Source organism: Shewanella sp. 38A_GOM-205m, assembly GCF_000518445.1.
GTDB classification, from domain to species: domain Bacteria; phylum Pseudomonadota; class Gammaproteobacteria; order Enterobacterales; family Shewanellaceae; genus Shewanella; species Shewanella algae.
Map to the genome: position 1 here is coordinate 171,105 of NZ_JADP01000009.1, position 18,264 is coordinate 189,368.

Consider the following 18,264-nt stretch of genomic DNA (forward strand, 5'->3'; position numbering starts at 1 on the left):
TGTCACTCAGGCAATTTGGCTTGCTGCCCGGGCCGCGCCAAGGCTGCGGCATTGTCCAGCTTCAGTGCCGGCAGCGTGCCCGCCGGGGTGAAATCAAACACCATGCCGTAGAACACCAGCTCTGACTCCAATGCCAGTATCTTGTTGTGGGGCTGGCGAAAGCCGTGCCCCTCCCCCTCAAAGCCGATAAACGCCGTGGGAACGCCCTTGTCTTTCAGCGCCTTGAAGATATGCTGCGACTGATTCGGTGGCACCACCTTATCTTCGAGCCCTTGCAACAGCAGCAAAGGCTCATTGAATCCCTGCAGGTGATACAGGGGCGAGCGTTCACGATACACAGCCTTCATTTTGGGGTAAGGGCCTATCAGTTGATCCAGGTATCTTGACTCAAACTTATGGGTTTCCTTGCCCAGCACCTCGATATCACTGATCCCGAAATAGCTCACCCCGGCCTTGAACTTGTCATAGAAGGCCAAGGCCGAAAGCACGCTCAAGCCACCGGCACTGCCGCCGCGAATCGCCAGTTTGTCAGCACTGACCCAGCCTTGGTCAACTAAAAACCCTGCGGCCCAGACAGCATCCTCAACATCTGCCTTGCCCCAGTTGCCATAGAGACTTTGGCGATATTGGCGACCAAAGCCGGTACTGCCGCGGTAATTGAGTTCAAACACGGCAAAGCCGCGACTGGTCCAGTACTGAATGGCGCTGCTGTAAGCCCGGTTGGCCTTGGCGGTCGGGCCACCATGCAACATCATCAGCAGCGGCGGCCGGGTGTCCGGCTGGGGTTGGTAGTCACCATTTACCGGCGGATAAAAATAGCCGTGAGCCTTGTCTCCCCCCTTGGTGGTGAACTCCACATTGATGGCGCGGGAGATATATTTGGGATCCAATCCGCTGATCTCCGGGGCATACACAAGCTCTGTACCGCGGCCGGAAACCTTGTAGATGCCACGCTCGGGTGTTGGCCTATTGCCAACAAAATAAACCCCGTCGGCTCCTTGCACCACCTGCCTGATATCGGCAAAGTCGGCGGCCAAAGGTTCAATGACCCCAGTCTGCAGATCCAGTCGCAGCAATCCGGCATCGCCTTCCTTGTTGAAGCTGGCTATCAGGGTGTTTTCATTCTCAAAGGCGTAAGCATGCTGGCCCAGCTTCCAGGCAGGGCCGCCGATTTCAGCCTTGAGTTGAGTAACCTGCTCGATACTGCCGTTGGCATCCAGCCGATACAGGTTCCACCAGTTGTCATAGTCGGCAATAAAATAGAGCACACCGCCAGGGCTGAACAGGGGTTGCATCAGTGCGCCCTTGCGCTCAGGGGCGATTTGCCGAATATTGGTCAACTGTCCCTTGCGGTTGAGATCCCCAAGCCACAACTGGGTATTATCCCAAGGCATGTTGGGGTGTTCCCAGGTGATCCAGGCAAGCTGTGTATTGTCGGCATTAATTGCCGGAGAACTGATAAAGTCGTGACCATCGACGAAGATATCCCCTTCACCGGAGAAATTCAGGTTAATGGTCACCAAACTGGCCTTGGGCTCTCCCGGTTGGCGATGATCTTCCCGGACACAGATAATCCGTGAGCCCTTGGGATAAGAGATACAGTCGCCGTGACGGGTGCCATTGGGTGTCAGTGCCAGCGCCTCCTGATTGGGCGCTATCCGGTAAAACAGCTGATCCTGCCCCTTGGTGACAAACAGGCTCTGGCCTATGCCGAGAAAGTCGCCTCCGCCATATTCATGAACGCGGCTGCCAATACCAAAGGCCGGCGCCACCACACTGGTAATGCTGCCGTCTTTTTCGAGACGCTTGATCCCCACCTTGCCACCTTCGGCCGGGCTGGATTCCGAGAAATAAATCGCATCACCGACACTCTGCAGCTCACCTATTGCCGAGGCACTGCCGTAGACTTCGGCGGCTCCCAAAGGTGAGACCCAGCTGCCATAAGCGGCACTAATCCTCTGTTCATTGTTGGCAGGAGCTTCTTGCTCCTGCGCAGGTTGACCGCAACCCTGCAACACTGAAGCCATCAGCGCTGCGGCCAGAATTCGCTTTCCGGGATTGAAAATCATGGTTTCGTTTCCCCCAACACCTGCCCAGGGGCAGGCTGAAACTACTACAACTTAAGTCTTGTGTTTTCTTGGTTTTTCTTATTTTTTGTATCTGGCACAGAACCACTGCAAAACCCTGTACTGCTGCAAACTGGATAATCCAAAAAAGATGCAGATCCAAGGTGAAAGCAAATAGTACCAGGTGATGGGTTCTGTGGAGCGACCGCTGAGAAGCAGGTAGAAGAATCCGAAGTAGATTACCATGACCCCCACGACTCCCACCAGTAAAAGCAGGCGCTTGATTTGTTTCTCCAGCCAATGCATGGGTGAGTGTTTATACCTCTGGTGCTTTTACCTTTTAGTAGGGGAATTGTTCAATCCGGGACAAGAATTGTCAACGTCTGTGATACAAAGCGGACAAGTATCTGACACCCCGGATTGCAGAATGATAACTTTTGAGAGACTTGGGCGCGGCTCAACCGCCATTTTTGGGCAAATAACGCCCGGCATCCCTGGACCAACGAAAGTCCACTTTGCTGCCATTGTCGACATTTTTCAGGCGCAGATCATAGTATCCCTGATGTTTACGCCCAAGAAGCTGCAGCAGATTTTTGCCTTCATCAATAACCCGGGCGCGGACGCCGGTTTCATCCCGCTCACCGGCCAGATCTTTATAGAAATACATGGGTTCAGAGAAGATATTCACCAGCTTATCGCCATCGATTACATAGAGCTGCAGCGCTTCATAGAAGGCACCGCCACCGGAAAAACCTTCACTGAAACCAACTCGGATCCCTATGGCGGTTAACTGGTCACTAACCTTGTAGGGTGCCAGATCCAGCTTTTTGACCGATTGAGGTACTGTATCAGAATCGCCATCCACTGTGCTCTCCAGATTGGAGTAGTTCCAGTTGACCGGGGTATTGAGTGGGCCATCGTGGGTAGCAAGCGCTTGGAAGTTCCCCTGGTCCAGCTTAAATACGCCAAAGTAAAAATCATGGGTCTGACGCTCGGCAAAGTTCTCACTGCAAAGATCGCTGCCATCTGTATATTTAAGATCCGATTCTTCGGCAACCACACAGGCATAGCCCAGATACAGGCCCTGGTTGCCCCAAGGTTTGGCGCCTATGCTTGCCAGCAAGTTCGGGGAACGTCCCGGTGCCAACCAATCAAGCAACGTCTTGGGCGCAACGCCATCTGGCAAGCTCTGGCCGTCTTTGGCGAGCAGTTTTCCTTCCATCTGCTCGGCATAAATCTGCCGCCCTTCCTCGTGACGTATGGCAGCTTTGGCTTCACTGGGTTGAACTGTCTGGGTTTGGCTGGCATTGGTTTGGCTGGCATTGGCTTGTGAGCCGACAAGAGCACAGGAGAGCGAAGCAGTCAGCACTAGCGTGGTTGACAACAATAGAGGGTTAAAGGAAACCTGCCTGGTGGAAGAAAACATCATCCCTGTCCTTGTTTGAAACGCGGTAAAGAACAGGGATGATATCTATTTTCGCCTTGATATCAAAGCATTGAATTACAGGCGGATACCGCCGTCAATTTCAAATACCCGGCCATTGACATAGTCGTTTTCAATGATGAATTTAACTGTCGAGGCGATTTCAGCGGCATCACCCAAACGGCCGACCGGCACCATTTTCTCCAGGCGCTCCAGCGCTTCCGGTTTCATGGCGGCGGTCATTTCGGTGGCAATAACCCCGGGGGCAACAGCGGCGGCCCTAATCTTGTAGCGTGCCAGCTCTTTGGCCCAGCCCACCGCCATGGCAGCGACACCGGCCTTGGAGGCGGCATAGTTGCTCTGCCCTACATTGCCGGCCCGAGCCAGGCTGGAGATATTGATGATCACCCCTTCCTGGCCAGAGCTTATCATGGCGGCTGCGGCTTCACGGCCACAGAGGAAGCTGCCGCTCAGGTTTACATTGATAACCGACTGGAACTGCTCCAGCGACATACGGTCTGTCACCTGGCCCTCTTTGGCTTTAATCAGCATGCCGTCACGCAGAATACCTGCGTTGTTTACCAGCACATTGAGCTGACCAAAATCTTCCAGAATGTACTGAAAGGTTGCCATCACATCTTCTTCATCCGTGATGTCCACCGCATAACCCTGAACTTCGGTCTCGCCCATCAGGGCACAGGCTTGCTCCAGACGGTCCTGATCCACATCGATCAGCGCCAGACGGGCACCGGCAGCGGCCAGCTCCTGCGCCATGGCCAGACCCAGTCCACCGGCTCCACCTGTGATGGCGACTACCTTACCTTTTACATCCATTGGGTTATCCTTATTTCTCTTGCTTGAATTGTTCAAAAATACTGGAAAAATCGCGACGACCATTGCCCTTGCGAGCATGATTGACATAGAGGCTGCGCGCCAATGCGCCCATAGGGGTGCTCGACTGGCTGGACAGCGCTGCTTCCTGGGACAGGCCGAGATCCTTGACCATAAGATCCACCATAAATCCGCCCTGATAGTCATTGGACGATGGCACGCTTGGCATCACCCCGGGACAGGGGTTGTATTTCTCCAAGGTCCAGTTGCCGCCGCTCGAAACTTTCATGATATCCGACAGCACCTTGGGATCCAAACCATTATCTATCCCCAGACTCAGTGCCTCGCTGGTACCTACCATCAAGACAGACAACAGCATGTTGTTGCAGATTTTGGCAACCTGACCAGCTCCGGCACCACCTGCATGGAAAATATTGGCGCCCATGCACTCGAGAACGGGTTTGGCCTTGGCAAAACCTGCGTCGCTGCCGCCGCAGATAAAGGTCAGCGTACCGGCCGCGGCCCCGGCGGTGCCACCGGAAACCGGCGCATCAACAAACTCAAGCCCTTTGGCGGCCGCCGCAGCCGCCACAGTGCGGGCGCTGTCGGCATCTATGGTCGATGAATCGATAAGTAAGGTCCCCTCGACCACAACATCCAGCAGCCCTTGCTGCTGCTCGCTGCCGAGGTACAGGCTACGAACATGCTTGCCGGCCGGCAACATGGTTACCACCACATCGGCACCCGCCGCTGCGCCACAGGCGCTCTGGGCCGTTATAGCCCCCTGCTCTGCCAGGCTCTGCATCGCCGTCGGCACCAGATCGAATACCCGAACAGTCATCCCGGCCTTGATCAGGTTGACCGCCATCGGCCCACCCATGTTGCCCAAACCAATAAAAGCCACTGTTGTCATCTGTTTGCTCTCCCTGTTGGAATCTTGTTTGCCGGCATCTGTTACAGATCGGCCAATGGGTGTTCATGTTCAAATGGCGACTCGAGCAAGGCAGATACCGCTTCTTGCGGTGCTATCTTGCCCTTGCCGTAACGCCAGCTGGGATTACGGTCCTTGTCGATAAGCAGCGCCCTGACACCCTCACAAAAATCACCTATGGCGCAGCAGTTGAGGCTGAGCCCCAGCTCGAAGCGGAAACAATCCGCCAGGCTCATGTCGGTCCCAAGCCTTGACTGCTCGTAGGCCAGCGCCCAGCTAAGCGGGCTGCCGCTCAGCATGGTGTCACAGGCGCGCTGCAACCAGCTCTCTTGGGTTTCCAGGGCCTGCATCTTGGCGAGAATTTCGGCCATATCTCCGGTCATCAGCTCATCAATCTGAGCCTGATGGCCCTTCAAGCGGCTGCTGCCGGGACGCTCTTCACTCTGGGTTTCCAGTTCATTGAGCAGATCATGCAGCTTCTGCTGGTTGAGACTGGTGTTATTGCCCCAATTAACCGTCGCCATGGCATCGAGCATGCGCTCTTTATCCGTTGAGGCCAGAAAATGATTGCCAATGCCGGTATAACGGGCATCGGCCGCATTCATATTGTAGGCGGTCAGGCCGAGAAACAGCCCAGTCTTGCCCGGCATGCGGCCGAGAAAATAGCTGCCGCCGACATCCGGGTAAAGGCCTATGGTGACCTCAGGCATGGCGATGCGCGAGCGCTCGGTCAATACCCTGTGGCTGGCACCTATCATCAGCCCCAGACCACCACCCATCACAATGCCGTCACCCCAAACCAATACAGGCTTACCGAAGGTGTGCAGCTGAAAGTCGAGCCGATACTCCTCTTCGAAAAACACCCGGGCTTCCTGGGTATAACTGCCGGGATTGGCCTGCTGCGCCTGATACAGCGCCCGCACATCACCACCGGCGCAAAAGGCCTTGTCGCCGCTGCCGTCGAGGATCACGCAGGCAATCTGTTCATCCTGTTTCCAGGCAGCCAACTGCTTAGCCAGCAAACGCACCATATTGAGATTCAGTGCATTGAGTGCTTTTTCCACATTAAGTGTCGCCACACCAATCAACTTGCCGCTGGCGGTTCCCAGGGTCTGAAATACCACTTCATGACTCATATCAGCGCCTCCTTATGCGTTTTTCCAGTTGGCTGCGCGCTTCTCCAGGAAGGCATTGACCCCTTCTTTCTGATCTTGGGTGTCAAACAGAGCCACAAACAGCTCACGTTCCAGCGGCAGCGCCTGAGCTCTTGGCATATTACGTCCGGCCTGGATCAACTGCTTGCAAACGGTCACGCTCGACGGGCTCTGCTTGGCGGCCTTGTTCGCCAGCGCAATGGCAGCACTCAGGGCCTCACCCTTACCAACCACCTCTTCCACCAGGCCAATCTCACGGGCCTTGGCGGCATCGATTCGCTCACCGCACAGGATCATCCGCTTGGCCCAGCCCTCACCGACCAGAGCGGTCAGATTCTGGGTGCCGCCGGCACAAGGCAGCAGGCCGACTGTGGCCTCGGGTAATGCCAGCTGCGCCTGCTCTTCGGCGATACGGATATCACAGGCCAGTGCCACTTCCAAACCGCCGCCCATGGCATAGCCGTTAATGGCGGCAATAGACACACCACGAAAGGCGCTCAGGGTTTCAAATGCTTCGCCAAAACAGCGTGCCATGGTGGCGGCATTGCCTTTATCACCGTCGGCAAACAGCTTAAGATCGGCGCCGGCCGAGAAGAATTTCTCCCCTTCCCCTGTCAGTACCAAGGCATAGATATCGGGATCATTGTTGAGCTCTTCCACCTTAAGGCGCAGTTCATTGAGGCTCTCGGCCGTCCAGGTGTTGGCCGGTGGATTGTTGATGGTCAGAACAGCCGTGTGGCCTTCGATATGCTCAATCAAAAAAGACATGAATGACTCCTTGCAATTCGGTTAAATGGGTGTGGCCTTAGAGGATCTCGCCGGCATGCTCATCCAGCAGGCGGCGGGCGATGATAAGGCGCATAATCTCATTGGTTCCTTCCAGGATCTGGTGTACCCGTACATCACGGAAATGTCGCTCCAGCGGGTATTCGCGGATGTAGCCGTAACCGCCGTGAATTTGCAGCGCGCTGTCACACACGGCAAACCCTATGTCTGTGGCAAAACGCTTGGCCATGGCACAATAAGCCGTGGCTTCGGGATCGCCGCTGTCCAGCTTAAATGCCGCCAGACGCACCATCTGCCGCGCGGCGACCAGTTCCGTGGCCATGTCGGCCAGCTTGAACTGCAGCGCCTGGAAGGCGGCCAGTGGTTTGCCGAACTGCTTGCGCTCATGCATATATTCGGTGGCGCGCTCAAGCGCAGCCTGAGCGGTACCCACAGAGCAGGTGGCGATATTGATGCGGCCGCCATCCAGGCCCTTCATGGCGAAGGTAAAGCCCTGACCTTCCTCACCCAACAGATGATTAACCGGCACCCGCACGTTTTCAAAAGTAATGAGTCTGGTTGGCTGGGCGTTCCAGCCCATCTTGTCCTCGGCCTTGCCGTAGATAACGCCCTTGGCATCTGCCGGGATGGCAATGGCCGAAATGCCCTTGGGGCCGGCCTCGCCGGTGCGGCACATCACCACCAAAAGCTCGGTGGCGCCGGCGCCCGAGATAAACATCTTGGAGCCGTTAATCACATACTCATCGCCGTCGCGCTCGGCGCGGGTGGCAAGTGAAGCGGCGTCACTGCCTGAACCCGGCTCGGTCAGGCAGTAAGAAGCCAGCTTGCTGCCTGTGGTCAGTGCTTCAGACCACTCGGCCCGCAGACTTTGCTGGCCCCAGGTCGTCACCATCCAGGTGGCCATGTTGTGAATGGTCAGCATGGCTGTGGTGGCAGTGCAGCCCTTGGCCAGCTCTTCAAAAATAATCGAGGCATCCAGACGCGACAGGCCCATGCCGCCTTCCGACTCGGGAGAATAGAGTGAACAGAATCCCAGCTCCCCGGCTCTTTGGATCACGTCTTTGGGAAAGTGATGCTCCTCATCCCATTTGGCGGCAAATGGGGCCAGTTCATCGGCGGCAAACTGGCGGGCCAGCTCGGCGAATTGGCGCTGATCTTCGTTGAGATTGAAATCCATGCTTGACTCCTGTGCGCAGATCTCTGCGTCTTGCGGTGATCCGGTGATGCCGGATCTCTTGTTATTTACTGTTGCGATTAAAAAGGGGCACCGGCCATTGCCGGTGCCCTTGGGCTCACACTGTTACTTGAGGGCGATAGTCATGTTGGGACCAGAGGCGATATCAGACTCGAACCAACGGCTGGTGATGGTCTTGGTCTCTGTGTAGAAACGCACCGCCTGCTTGCCGTAAGCGTGCTGATCGCCGTAGAAGCTGCCCTTCCAACCCGTGAAAGAGAAAAATGGCAGCGGCACGGGAATAGGCACGTTGATACCCACCTGACCCACTTCAATTTCATGCTGATACTTACGCGCCGCGGCGCCGCTGGCGGTAAAGATAGAGGTGCCGTTGCCGTAAGGGCTGGCGTTAACCAGCTCAATGGCATCTTCCAGCGACTCGGCTTCCATACAGCAGAGCACAGGGCCGAAGATCTCTTCCTTGTAGATGCTCATGTCCGTGGTTACCTTGTCGAACATGGTCGGGCCAACCCAGTTGCCAGACTCATAACCGGGTACAGTGCAGTCGGAACCATCGAGCAGACATTCGGCGCCTTCGGCCTTGCCCTCGGCGATAAGCTTGAGTACCCGCTCTTTGGCGGCCGGGCTGATGAGTGGGCCGTAACCGGCTTCCTTGTCATCCCAAAGACCGGGACGCACCTTGGACAGGGCTTCTTTCAGCTCAGGGATCCACTCTTTGGCGGCACCGACAAACACCGCGACCGACAGCGCCATACAACGTTGACCGGCGGCACCAACCGAGGCGCCCACCAGGTTATTGATCACTTGCTGCTTGTTGGCATCAGGCATAATCACGCAGTGGTTCTTGGCACCGGCAAAGGCCTGCACCCGCTTGAGGTTGTCAGTGCCTGTCTTGTAGATGTACTGACCCACGCCCACAGAACCCACAAAGGAAATCGCCATGATATCCGGATGAGACAGCAGTACATCAACCGCCGTCTTGTCACCGTGAACCAGCTGCAGCACGCCCTTGGGAGCACCGGCCTGTTCAAACAGCTCCACCAGACGCTGCGGCGTCATTGGGTCCTGCTCGGACGGCTTGAGAACGAAGGTGTTGCCGCAGGCGATAGCCAGCGGGAACATCCACAGCGGGATCATCGCCGGGAAGTTGAATGGCGTAATCCCGGCGCAAACCCCCAGCGGCTGAGTGTAGGAGTAGGTATCTATACTGCGGGCCACGTTCTCAACCGTTTCACCCATCAGCAAGGAGGCGATGTTGCAGGCATGCTCGGCCACTTCAATACCGCGCCAGACATCACCCTTGGCATCTTCAAAGGTTTTACCCGTTTCCTGGGCCAAAATGGTGGCCAGCTCGTCATGATGTTCTTTCAAAAGGTGTTGATAGCGCAGCATCACCCGAGCGCGTTCGGAAACGGCCACTTCCTTCCAGCTCTTGAAGGCTTCCTTGGCGCTGGCGATGGCGCGCTCAACTTCCGGCTGGGTCGCACAGTTGATAAAGGCGATGGTTTCATTGTTGGCCGGGTTGGTGACATTGATCTGCTTGCTGCCGGAACCGTTGACGAATTCGCCATCTATGTAGTGCTTGACTTGTGTGCTCATAAGAATTCCTTGTAAGTAGTGGAACGGCGCGGCAACAGCTCTTGTGGCTGCTTTTTGATGACGCCGTTTCCTGTCTTGTTGATTGCTTCAATTTGTTGCCGGCCGCTGTCGCGGCCGACTGGATATTAGAGTTCAATCGCCATGGCAGTGGCTTCACCGCCACCTATGCACAGCGATGCCATGCCACGTTTGAGGCCTCGGGCCTTGAGCGCATGAATAAGAGTCACCAGCAGACGGGCGCCGGAGCAACCTATCGGATGACCAAGCGCACAGGCACCGCCATTGACGTTAACCTTGGCTGCATCCAGCCCCAACTCGCTGATGGCCAACATGGTCACCATGGCGAAGGCTTCGTTGATTTCGAAAAGGTCGACCTCATCCTTGCTCCAGCCGGTCTGTGCCAAGAGTTTTTGCATGGCGCCGACGGGCGCCGTGGTAAACATGGCCGGCTCTTGGGAATGGGTAGCATGGCCCTTGATAGTGGCCATCACTGCCAGCCCCAGGTTTTCGGCCTGCTCACGGCTCATCAGCATCAAACTGGCGGCACCATCGGAAATCGAACTGGAGTTGGCGGCGGTAATGGTGCCGTCTTTGGCAAAAGCGGGCCGTAGCGCCGGGATCTTGTCAGGGCGGGCATTGCCGGGCTGCTCATCGGTATCAATCAGAGTATCGCCGCGGCGGCTGCTTACGGTTACCGGAACTATCTCCTCCTTGAAGGCACCTGAGGTGATGGCTGCATTGGCTTTTTCCAGTGAACTCAGGGCGAAGGCGTCCATGGCTTCACGGGTCAGGCCAAAATCGTCGGCAGTTTTCTGGGCGAAAGTTCCCATGGCGCCACCTGTGTAGGCATCTTCCAGCCCATCGAGGAACATATGATCCAGCACCTTACCGTGGCCCATACGCATGCCGCCGCGAGCCTTATCCAGCAGATACGGCGCCTGACTCATGCTCTCCATACCCCCGGCAATCACGATATTGGCACTGCCTGCCTTGATAAGATCGTGCGCCAGCATCACGGTTTTCATCCCTGAGCCGCACACCTTGTTGACTGTGGTTGCGCCAACAGACTGGGGCAAACCTGCCCCCAAAACCGCCTGTCTGGCAGGGGCCTGCCCCAGACCAGCCGGCAATACACATCCCATCAGCACTTCATCGACCTGTTCGCCCTTCACTCCTGTAGTTTCCATCAAGGCCTTGATGCTGAAAGCCGCCAGCTGAGGAGAAGGCACAGTGGAAAGACAGCCCTGAAAACCGCCCATGGCGGTTCGTTTGGCGGCGACGATAACAATATCCTGAGGACGACTCATTGTTGACTCCCTTGTTGGGCACCCAAACACCGGCCCAACAGCAGGCCGGCGGTGTTAGGTGCAGCAAATTTGCACTCTGTTGCTGTCACTTTGACGTTTACGCGAACGTAAGGCAAGTACTAATTAGTCTAATACAGGCTCTGTTTATAGGTATTTTTGTCAGGGAGGATTTACAGCAGGATGACAGCTTGTGCCCTGAAATAAAGCCAAAACACTACGGCTTAGAAAAGGTTAGGGAAGGAAGTATCAGTTTGAGGAAGCATAAGTGGTAGAGGCCGACGCCATCTGGCTTGATATGAGCTAAGCCCTTTAGCAACAGGAGTCACAAGACTGCGACTCCCGCCAACAAAACGTTTGGCATTTGCAGCTCAGCCACTCTGTTCCCAAGGCGTAATAGCACTGAGATCCGATAAGTCATAAGGGGTCAACTGGTAGACATAATAGTTGAGCCAGTTGCTCACCAACAGACTGCCGTGACTATACCAACGGGCAATAGCTTCAGCCTCTGGGTCATCGTTGCGGAAATAGTTTTGCGGGATCTTGGGCGCCAACCCGGCCGCCAGATCTCTTTGGTACTCATCTTTAAGGGTCGACTTGCGATACTCTGGATGCCCCATCACAAACAGGTTGCGATTGTCCTTACTGATCACCAGATAGGCACCGGCTTGGTCCGACTCGGCCAGCACTGTCAGTTCGGGATGCGCCTTAAGCTCATCCACATCCATTTGGGCATAGCGGGAGTGCGGAGCATAAAACTCATCATCAAAGCCGCGCATTAAGGGCACATGGGCGCGAATACGGCTGTGCTGATAAACCCCGGAGCATTTTTCAGCAAGGATCTTGCGCTCGAGTTGATACAGGTGATAAAAACCGGCGTGGGCCGCCCAGCAGAGAAACAGTACCGAGGTAACATGCTCCTGTGACCAATCGATAATCTCGCGGATATGATCCCAGTAAGTGACCTCCTCGAAATCCAGCTGTCCCAGTGGGGCGCCAGTGATGATCAGGCCGTCATAGTTGCGATGGCGTACATCTTCAAAGTCACGGTAAAAGGTATTGAGGTGATCGGTCGGCGTATGTTTCGACTCTTTGTCGTGGATCCTGAGCAGGTCGATATCCACCTGCAACGGAGTATTGCCCAACAGCCTCAGCAACTGGGTTTCTGTCTCAATCTTGTTGGGCATCAGATTGAGGATCAACACCTTCATCGGCCGTATATCCTGCATCGCCGCCCGGCTCTCGGACATAACGAAGATATTCTCCGACTCAAGAACGCCGGCGGCTGGCAGGTTATCGGGTATTCTTACGGGCATAAAAGCGCCTCTCCTGAACTATCCAGGGCAAGGCGCTTGGCTTGGTATACCGGTTAGCGCCCTACCTTTTGCACCATGACTGATACCGGCTCAGCCTTGTCAATATCGACAAGATAAGCCTGGGTATTGATAAAGAGTAAGTCATCCTTGAGAGTGATCCTGGCACTGACACTGTAGCTGTGACCACTCTGGAACTGATCCCGGGCAAGAATAAACTTAAAAGGCGTTGGGCTGGTCACGCTGTCACGCTGAAGAACCGCCAGCACTTCTGCCGGAGCATCCGCCTTTGAAATGTCCTGAACCTGAACCGTCAGCACGGCTTCCGGTGGCAGGGCAATACGTTCGCGGTACCAGACATCGCCATCAATTTCGACTGTGGCATTCGGGGTCGCACAACCTGTGAGTGCCATCATTCCTGCTACAGCCGCCATCATTGGCAGTCGCAGCCAGTTGCCTGTCATTTTCATTGCTAGCTCCTAATCATACACAAAGACTTCTGGATGTCTATACATCCAAGTTTAATCATTGAGAACCTGAGAGGATAATCCTATCATAGGACTCCATTTTTGAGTTCAAATATCCTTATGACACAAGCAACTGCGATTATTGTGGGCGCCAGCTCACTCCTCAGCCGTGAAATAGCCCGCCGCCTGGCCGATGAAGGCACTAAACTGGCATTGCTGGCACAGGATCCCGACTCATTGAAAGAGTTTGCCTCCACCCTGGCAACCGAGGCTCAGGTGTTTGGCCTGGACATAGATAAACCGCAAACCTTGATAGCCGAGCTGGAACAGATTTGGCAACAGTTGGGGGGCGCACATCTGGTGTTGGTCAATACCGGACTCAACTCCTATCATCCGGATCTGCCTTGGCAGTTGGAAGATGAGATCATCAGTGTCAATGTCCGTGGCTTTGCCGCCGTTTGCAACACAGCTTTCAGGCTGTTTCGCGAGCAGGGTTATGGCCAGCTTGCGGCTATCAACTCCATTGCCGGTCTTCGCGGTGGCCCCAGCGTAGCCTTTCATGCCTCCAAAGCCTTTGGGATGAACTATCTCGAGGGGCTGTCCATGCATGCCCAAAGGCTCAAGCTACCGATCACCATCACGGATATTCAGTTGGGTTTGCTGGATAAGGCAGCGCTGCAGCAGAGCAGGCTATGGCTATCCCCCGTAGATGTGGTTGCCGGGCAAATCATCCGCGCCCTGCAAAAAGGTAAGCGCCGGGTCTATGTCACCAAACGCTGGGCGACGGTTGCCTGGCTCACCAAACTGCTGCCCGAGTTTATCTATAACACCCGCCATTGGAAGGTGAAGAAACGCAAGGGGCAAGCGGAATAATCTTTTAAAGCGACAGCCGCTGTTCCAATTGCCGGCGAATGGTTTCCTTAAGCCAGCGCAACTTGGGATTGTGGCTGTTGCGTTTGTGCCACATCAGGGTAAAGAGAATGGTGAGCTTTTCCCTATCTTCCGCAACCATTGGCAATGGCCGGGTCACCAGCTCAGGACATGTTCTGGCCGCATAGGTCCGGCAATAGCCAGGAGCCGTGGTTAACAGCTGCGACCCGGGCTGTGATGCCAGCCATAAAGATTGCTCAAACAGGGAAACCGACAACGCGATATCCCGCTTCAAACCTTTTTCAGCCAGCAGGCTATCCAGAGCCCAGCCTTCACATTTTTCCCACTCGATATTGATTTGCCGATACTCAAGGAATGTCTCCAGGCTCCAGACTTGTTGCAGTGCGGGATGATCTTTCCGCAGATATACCAAGGGCTCGTCGCTGAACAAGACCTCATAATCCACGGCCGCAGGCAAGAGTGCCAGCGTCTCCCGCGAGCCGGGATGACTCTCACGCCCCGATAGCCCCAAGTCAGCCTTGCCGGAAATAATGGCGTCCAGGGAGTCATAGTCCCAATTGCGGATCCGCACCACGGAATCAGGGAAATGGGCATCAATCAACCCAGGAAGTTCAGACAACAATTCGAGGTAGAATGGTGACTCCAACATCAGCTGAAACTCTACCCCTTTGGGGACTTCAACATTGCGTTTGGCCACTATACTGCTGGCCAACTGAAACAGCTCGGCCAACTCTTCGGCCAATGCCAACGCCAATGGCGTCGGCAACAGCCCTTGGGGAGAACGAACCAATAGAGGGTCATCGAACCAATGACGTAACTTGGTCAAAGATTTACTCACGGCAGAAGGTGTTACCGACAGGCGTTTGGCCGCTCTGGTAACACTACGCTCACTGAGCAGGATCTGCAGCGTGACCAAGAGGTTAAGATCGAGGCGATGTAAGGCTCTGTTCATCTTGCTTCCATTGGCTATTGGTCTTAATTGGAGCGCGCGAGGTAAAATACAGGAGTATGATGCTGCCCAAAGCGGCGATCAGCAAGCTCAGTATCAACATGGTGCTCGCCGTCAGTCCAAACCAGGCACTTATCGCAATGAAGGCTCCAGACCAACTTATCTGGCAGATCCCCAATATGGAACTTGCCAGAGCCGAGCGCTGAGCAAAGGGGGCCAGAGCCTGGCTCATAGTGACCCCGAACCCCACAGAAAAGCCGGCGCAAACAAAGCCAATGCCCAGCAAATATAGCCAAAGCTCTGTGGCCAGAGACGCAGCCAACAGCAGTACAGTAGCCGCCAAGGCAAAAGCCAGTTGCGACAGTTGCAACATGCGTTGTTGGCCAATCGAATCTATTAGCCAGGGAGAAATAAAGGCCATAACCATGCTTACCAGTGCCAAACCACCCATGGCCGAGGCGTAGCCACCACTGTCGAGCCCTAACTGCTCCATCAACAGCATGGGCGAAGTATTGACGAAGGTGAGTATCGCTGTCACGGCCAGACAACTGATCAATAGGCGACTGACGAAAGTCACACAGAGCAAGGATTCACCGGCTATCAATTCTCCCGCCGTCTTGGCCGGAAGCGACTCTTGCAAACCCAAACACAAAAACAGCGCCGCCGCAGCCAACAAAGCCATCAATACAAACAGCGCCGGCCAGTGAAAATACAGCAAAACCAGATGCCCCAGCACAGGCGCTAAAACCGGCACTATGCAGGTAATTCCATTTATCATCGACAAGACTTTGGCTCGTCTTTGGTCATCAAGCACATCCCGCAGAATGGCAAAGGTCACTAGATAGGCCGCTCCGGCACCTATACCCTGTCCGGCCCTGGCAAACAAAAACGCCGTGATTGATAGAGTAGTGGCGGCCCAAATCGACGACAGCACAAAAATCAACGCTCCGCAAAGGGCTACCGGCTTGCGCCCAAGCCTATCGGCAAGATGCCCACCGAGCAACATGGCCAGAGCCATGCCCGCCAGATAACAGGAAAAGGCGTTGTGCAATTGAGCCTCATCGGCGTTCAGGGTGTGGGCTATCTCGGGCAAGCCAACCAAGTAAAGATCGATCCCCAATGGATAGAGTAAAACCAAGGCAAAGGCACAGATAAGGTAATAACGCATGGATCAGTTGATAGAGCAGGAATTTGCTTGTCAGCATAAATGCCCGGACTGATGCCAGCGAGTTGCCATCAAGACAAGAGTATTTTCCTCAGAGGAAAAACATACAGCTGACGCCAATGACAAAAAAGGCGCCAGAGGCGCCTTTTCAATAGTTGGGAGCTTTGGGTTGGGAGCTGGGTTTGGGGGAGATCAGAAGGTGTAACCGACACTGATCATATAGACCCAAGGATCTATGTCAGTATCGACAACCTGCTCGGCACCGCCCATAGTGAATTTCACGTCTGTGCTGATCTTGGCGTACCACACTGAAGCATTTACCAGCCAGTTATCGTTGATCTGATAATCCAGACCCACTTGTGCGGCCCAGCCCCAAGAGTTGCTCAAACTCAGGTTATCCAGACCCAGACCTTTAGCTTCATCGGTGAAGTCATTGTCGAAGAAGTTGGTGTAGTTAACCCCGACACCCACGTAAGGACGCAGCTTGGACTCGGCATTACCGAAGTAGTACTGGGCCACCAAGGTAGGCGGCAGGTGCTTGGTTTCGGCAATCTTGCCGAGAGCACCCAGAGATACGTCATGGCTGAACGGGGTCGCAGCCAGCAGTTCGATACCAAAGTTATCTGTCAGCATATAGCCGAAGTTCAGACCCAACTGGGTGTTATTGTCCACGCCAAAAGAGGCGATATCGGCCACAACCGGGCTGGACTCGTCCGGGGCTACCACAACGGCACCGGCACGAACAATAAAGTCACCGGCCTTGTGGGCCAGTGCAGGGGCAGCAACAGTAGAAAAAAGGGCGGCGGCAATCAATCCTGATACGATATTTTTTTTCATCATCTCACTCCGTAGCGACAACACAGCGCTTTGTTTTTTATTACATCCATAACAACTGAGGCCACACTGCCAGATTTAACTCTTCACATTTTTGATCTGCATCAAGCGTTTTAAGAGGTACCCAGATTTAGATACAGCAAGCGCGAAACAGATCACATAAAATAAAGATTTATTGATATTGCACCTTTAAAATAAGTGAGCCAGTTCAAAACTCCACTAACCCCAAAGTGAAAGAAAAGTACATTTTTCGAGCAATGACGCTTGAGGCGCTCACAACCGAAAATTAACAATCAGTCACAGTAAGATATGCTGACCAGCACTTACAGAATGGTGTTTTTAACTGGAGAGGAAAGGAAACAGAGGATGCCAAATAACTGCAATCGGCAAGATAAATGTGTCAGAGAATGCTTGAGAAAGTACTCAGTAAAGCCTCTTCAGCAACGGATAGTTTGCCAACCAGTTCTTGGCCTTGAGCCGACTCTCGAATACGCCGGGAGTGCTCTTGGGATTAGGACTGAGTTCCAACGCCAGTAATGGGCCAAGCGGGAACAGATTGAGCAGTTGCAGCTCCCCTGCCCTCAACCTGACAGCCAGGGCCGTTTGCTGCTCTGGCCAGTAACTCATGGCATCAATCACTGAAGTATAGGGTTTATGGTGGTTTTTAAGGTGCACTCTGGCCTGGTTCTTTACCGACCATGGTAAGTCGAGTGCTGTGGCCAACTTGGCCTCATAGGCCCTGTCGGTGACTTCCGAGCTGTCGTTTGGCTCAAAGTAGAGCACATCTATGTCGCTGAGCCTGGATACACTGCCGTGCAACTTGTCCCACACCAGATTACGGACAAATCCCGCGGCTACCCAGGCATCAATAGGCCCAAGGTTTGCAACACACTCAAGTGCCTGCATTCGCATCCTGTCCTGCCTGAGCCAGTTTTCAATCAGCTCAGCCGCCTCACTTTCACTGACCTGCTGCGGCCCTCTCGGCTCTAACTCATCATTTGTCATCGCGGCCCCCTTAAAAACAAAAGCCCCCGCAAGCGGCAACGTAGTTCACTTAAGCGGAGCTGCCTTGTGATTAACAGGATATCGGGTCTTTGATATTTTTACCGCCCTAGGCCGATTTGGCTTAGGGCGTTTGTCTATAAACAGGATGGACAAGTCTCCTCGCAGACTGTTTAGACGCTTCGGCGTATTACCTGGTGACACCGCTTTGCTCATGACTTTGAGCTGACTTGCGATGAACTGACAAGCGTACTTAAAGCTGATTTCATTGGGCATTCGACCGTGCTCTACTGCCGCCTGACTCGCTTCTCGTCTCACCAAGTTATAACCAAGCAGCAGCCCCCATAGCTCTTG

General features: G+C 54.5%; 17 protein-coding genes and 1 pseudogene. 1 reads left to right on the plus strand and 17 read right to left on the minus strand.

Translation table 11 applies throughout. From position 1 onward, the window contains the following. Positions 1-2 precede the first annotated feature (2 nt). From N512_RS0110825 to N512_RS0110885, 12 genes are all read right to left on the minus strand, one after another. Positions 3-2,069: a S9 family peptidase gene (locus tag N512_RS0110825; RefSeq protein ID WP_025009793.1), complete on the minus strand. Its 2,067-nt coding sequence runs from the start codon at positions 2,067-2,069 to the stop codon at positions 3-5. Positions 2,070-2,147: 78 nt separating this feature from the next. Further along, positions 2,148-2,372 carry a hypothetical protein gene (locus N512_RS24655; RefSeq protein ID WP_025009792.1) on the minus strand — a complete coding sequence of 75 codons (225 nt, stop codon included), beginning with the start codon at positions 2,370-2,372 and terminating at the stop codon, positions 2,148-2,150. A 151-nt stretch (positions 2,373-2,523) separates the two neighbouring features. After that, positions 2,524-3,495: a hypothetical protein gene (locus tag N512_RS0110835; protein ID WP_156029172.1), complete on the minus strand. Its 972-nt coding sequence runs from the start codon at positions 3,493-3,495 to the stop codon at positions 2,524-2,526. Between the two features lie 72 nt (positions 3,496-3,567). Further along, positions 3,568-4,323, minus strand: coding sequence for an SDR family oxidoreductase (locus tag N512_RS0110840; protein WP_025009790.1), 756 nt, complete (start codon positions 4,321-4,323; stop codon positions 3,568-3,570). 10 nt (positions 4,324-4,333) lie between these two features. Then, positions 4,334-5,233 (minus strand): 3-hydroxyisobutyrate dehydrogenase, encoded by a 900-nt coding sequence (gene mmsB / locus N512_RS0110845; protein ID WP_028780345.1) that lies wholly within the window; start codon positions 5,231-5,233, stop codon positions 4,334-4,336. A 41-nt stretch (positions 5,234-5,274) separates the two neighbouring features. Beyond that, positions 5,275-6,387 (minus strand): enoyl-CoA hydratase/isomerase family protein, encoded by a 1,113-nt coding sequence (locus N512_RS0110850; protein WP_028780346.1) that lies wholly within the window; start codon positions 6,385-6,387, stop codon positions 5,275-5,277. Between the two features lie 12 nt (positions 6,388-6,399). Further along, complete coding sequence (locus tag N512_RS0110855; protein ID WP_028780347.1) at positions 6,400-7,173, minus strand: enoyl-CoA hydratase; 774 nt, start codon at positions 7,171-7,173, stop codon at positions 6,400-6,402. 37 nt (positions 7,174-7,210) lie between these two features. Continuing rightward, the gene (locus N512_RS0110860; protein WP_025009787.1) at positions 7,211-8,368 is read right to left on the minus strand and encodes an acyl-CoA dehydrogenase family protein; all 1,158 of its coding nucleotides are present in this window, start codon (positions 8,366-8,368) and stop codon (positions 7,211-7,213) included. Between the two features lie 123 nt (positions 8,369-8,491). Next, the gene (locus N512_RS0110865) at positions 8,492-9,985 is read right to left on the minus strand and encodes a CoA-acylating methylmalonate-semialdehyde dehydrogenase (RefSeq protein WP_028780348.1); all 1,494 of its coding nucleotides are present in this window, start codon (positions 9,983-9,985) and stop codon (positions 8,492-8,494) included. A 125-nt stretch (positions 9,986-10,110) separates the two neighbouring features. After that, positions 10,111-11,292 carry a thiolase family protein gene (locus N512_RS0110870; protein ID WP_028780349.1) on the minus strand — a complete coding sequence of 394 codons (1,182 nt, stop codon included), beginning with the start codon at positions 11,290-11,292 and terminating at the stop codon, positions 10,111-10,113. Positions 11,293-11,660: 368 nt separating this feature from the next. Beyond that, on the minus strand, positions 11,661-12,605 hold the full coding sequence (metA, locus tag N512_RS0110880) for a homoserine O-acetyltransferase MetA (RefSeq protein WP_028780351.1): 945 nt from the start codon (positions 12,603-12,605) through the stop codon (positions 11,661-11,663). 53 nt (positions 12,606-12,658) lie between these two features. Next, complete coding sequence (locus N512_RS0110885) at positions 12,659-13,072, minus strand: YbaY family lipoprotein (protein ID WP_037474749.1); 414 nt, start codon at positions 13,070-13,072, stop codon at positions 12,659-12,661. Between the two features lie 117 nt (positions 13,073-13,189). On the opposite strand from N512_RS0110885, the gene N512_RS0110890 reads away from it, so the two are divergent. Next, the gene (locus N512_RS0110890; RefSeq protein ID WP_028780353.1) at positions 13,190-13,942 is read left to right on the plus strand and encodes an SDR family NAD(P)-dependent oxidoreductase; all 753 of its coding nucleotides are present in this window, start codon (positions 13,190-13,192) and stop codon (positions 13,940-13,942) included. A 4-nt stretch (positions 13,943-13,946) separates the two neighbouring features. Here the strand turns inward: N512_RS0110890 and yidZ are convergent, their stop codons facing one another. The 5 genes and pseudogenes from yidZ to N512_RS24060 all read right to left on the minus strand — a co-directional run. Further along, positions 13,947-14,912: an HTH-type transcriptional regulator YidZ gene (gene yidZ, locus N512_RS0110895; RefSeq protein WP_028780354.1), complete on the minus strand. Its 966-nt coding sequence runs from the start codon at positions 14,910-14,912 to the stop codon at positions 13,947-13,949. Continuing rightward, the gene (locus tag N512_RS0110900) at positions 14,881-16,077 is read right to left on the minus strand and encodes an MdtL family multidrug efflux MFS transporter (RefSeq protein ID WP_028780355.1); all 1,197 of its coding nucleotides are present in this window, start codon (positions 16,075-16,077) and stop codon (positions 14,881-14,883) included. The genes yidZ and N512_RS0110900 overlap by 32 nt, the downstream gene beginning before the upstream one ends. 189 nt (positions 16,078-16,266) lie before the next feature. Beyond that, positions 16,267-16,914 (minus strand): outer membrane protein OmpW, encoded by a 648-nt coding sequence (gene ompW / locus N512_RS0110905; RefSeq protein WP_025009781.1) that lies wholly within the window; start codon positions 16,912-16,914, stop codon positions 16,267-16,269. 417 nt (positions 16,915-17,331) lie between these two features. Next, complete coding sequence (locus N512_RS0110910; RefSeq protein WP_051472761.1) at positions 17,332-17,913, minus strand: nucleotidyltransferase family protein; 582 nt, start codon at positions 17,911-17,913, stop codon at positions 17,332-17,334. 45 nt (positions 17,914-17,958) lie between these two features. Then, positions 17,959-18,264: pseudogene (locus tag N512_RS24060) on the minus strand (IS4 family transposase); the annotation flags it as partial.

What these genes read in the sequence shown, in the direction of transcription:
- N512_RS0110825 (WP_025009793.1), bottom strand. Translation starts at nt 2,069, where the DNA reads ATGATTTTCAATCCCGGAAAGCGAATTCTGGCCGCAGCGCTGATGGCT.
- N512_RS24655 (WP_025009792.1), bottom strand. Translation starts at nt 2,372, where the DNA reads ATGCATTGGCTGGAGAAACAAATCAAGCGCCTGCTTTTACTGGTGGGA.
- N512_RS0110835 (WP_156029172.1), bottom strand. Translation starts at nt 3,495, where the DNA reads ATGATGTTTTCTTCCACCAGGCAGGTTTCCTTTAACCCTCTATTGTTG.
- N512_RS0110840 (WP_025009790.1), bottom strand. Translation starts at nt 4,323, where the DNA reads ATGGATGTAAAAGGTAAGGTAGTCGCCATCACAGGTGGAGCCGGTGGA.
- mmsB (WP_028780345.1), bottom strand. Translation starts at nt 5,233, where the DNA reads ATGACAACAGTGGCTTTTATTGGTTTGGGCAACATGGGTGGGCCGATG.
- N512_RS0110850 (WP_028780346.1), bottom strand. Translation starts at nt 6,387, where the DNA reads ATGAGTCATGAAGTGGTATTTCAGACCCTGGGAACCGCCAGCGGCAAG.
- N512_RS0110855 (WP_028780347.1), bottom strand. Translation starts at nt 7,173, where the DNA reads ATGTCTTTTTTGATTGAGCATATCGAAGGCCACACGGCTGTTCTGACC.
- N512_RS0110860 (WP_025009787.1), bottom strand. Translation starts at nt 8,368, where the DNA reads ATGGATTTCAATCTCAACGAAGATCAGCGCCAATTCGCCGAGCTGGCC.
- N512_RS0110865 (WP_028780348.1), bottom strand. Translation starts at nt 9,985, where the DNA reads ATGAGCACACAAGTCAAGCACTACATAGATGGCGAATTCGTCAACGGT.
- N512_RS0110870 (WP_028780349.1), bottom strand. Translation starts at nt 11,292, where the DNA reads ATGAGTCGTCCTCAGGATATTGTTATCGTCGCCGCCAAACGAACCGCC.
- metA (WP_028780351.1), bottom strand. Translation starts at nt 12,605, where the DNA reads ATGCCCGTAAGAATACCCGATAACCTGCCAGCCGCCGGCGTTCTTGAG.
- N512_RS0110885 (WP_037474749.1), bottom strand. Translation starts at nt 13,072, where the DNA reads ATGAAAATGACAGGCAACTGGCTGCGACTGCCAATGATGGCGGCTGTA.
- N512_RS0110890 (WP_028780353.1), top strand. Translation starts at nt 13,190, where the DNA reads ATGACACAAGCAACTGCGATTATTGTGGGCGCCAGCTCACTCCTCAGC.
- yidZ (WP_028780354.1), bottom strand. Translation starts at nt 14,912, where the DNA reads ATGAACAGAGCCTTACATCGCCTCGATCTTAACCTCTTGGTCACGCTG.
- N512_RS0110900 (WP_028780355.1), bottom strand. Translation starts at nt 16,077, where the DNA reads ATGCGTTATTACCTTATCTGTGCCTTTGCCTTGGTTTTACTCTATCCA.
- ompW (WP_025009781.1), bottom strand. Translation starts at nt 16,914, where the DNA reads ATGATGAAAAAAAATATCGTATCAGGATTGATTGCCGCCGCCCTTTTT.
- N512_RS0110910 (WP_051472761.1), bottom strand. Translation starts at nt 17,913, where the DNA reads ATGACAAATGATGAGTTAGAGCCGAGAGGGCCGCAGCAGGTCAGTGAA.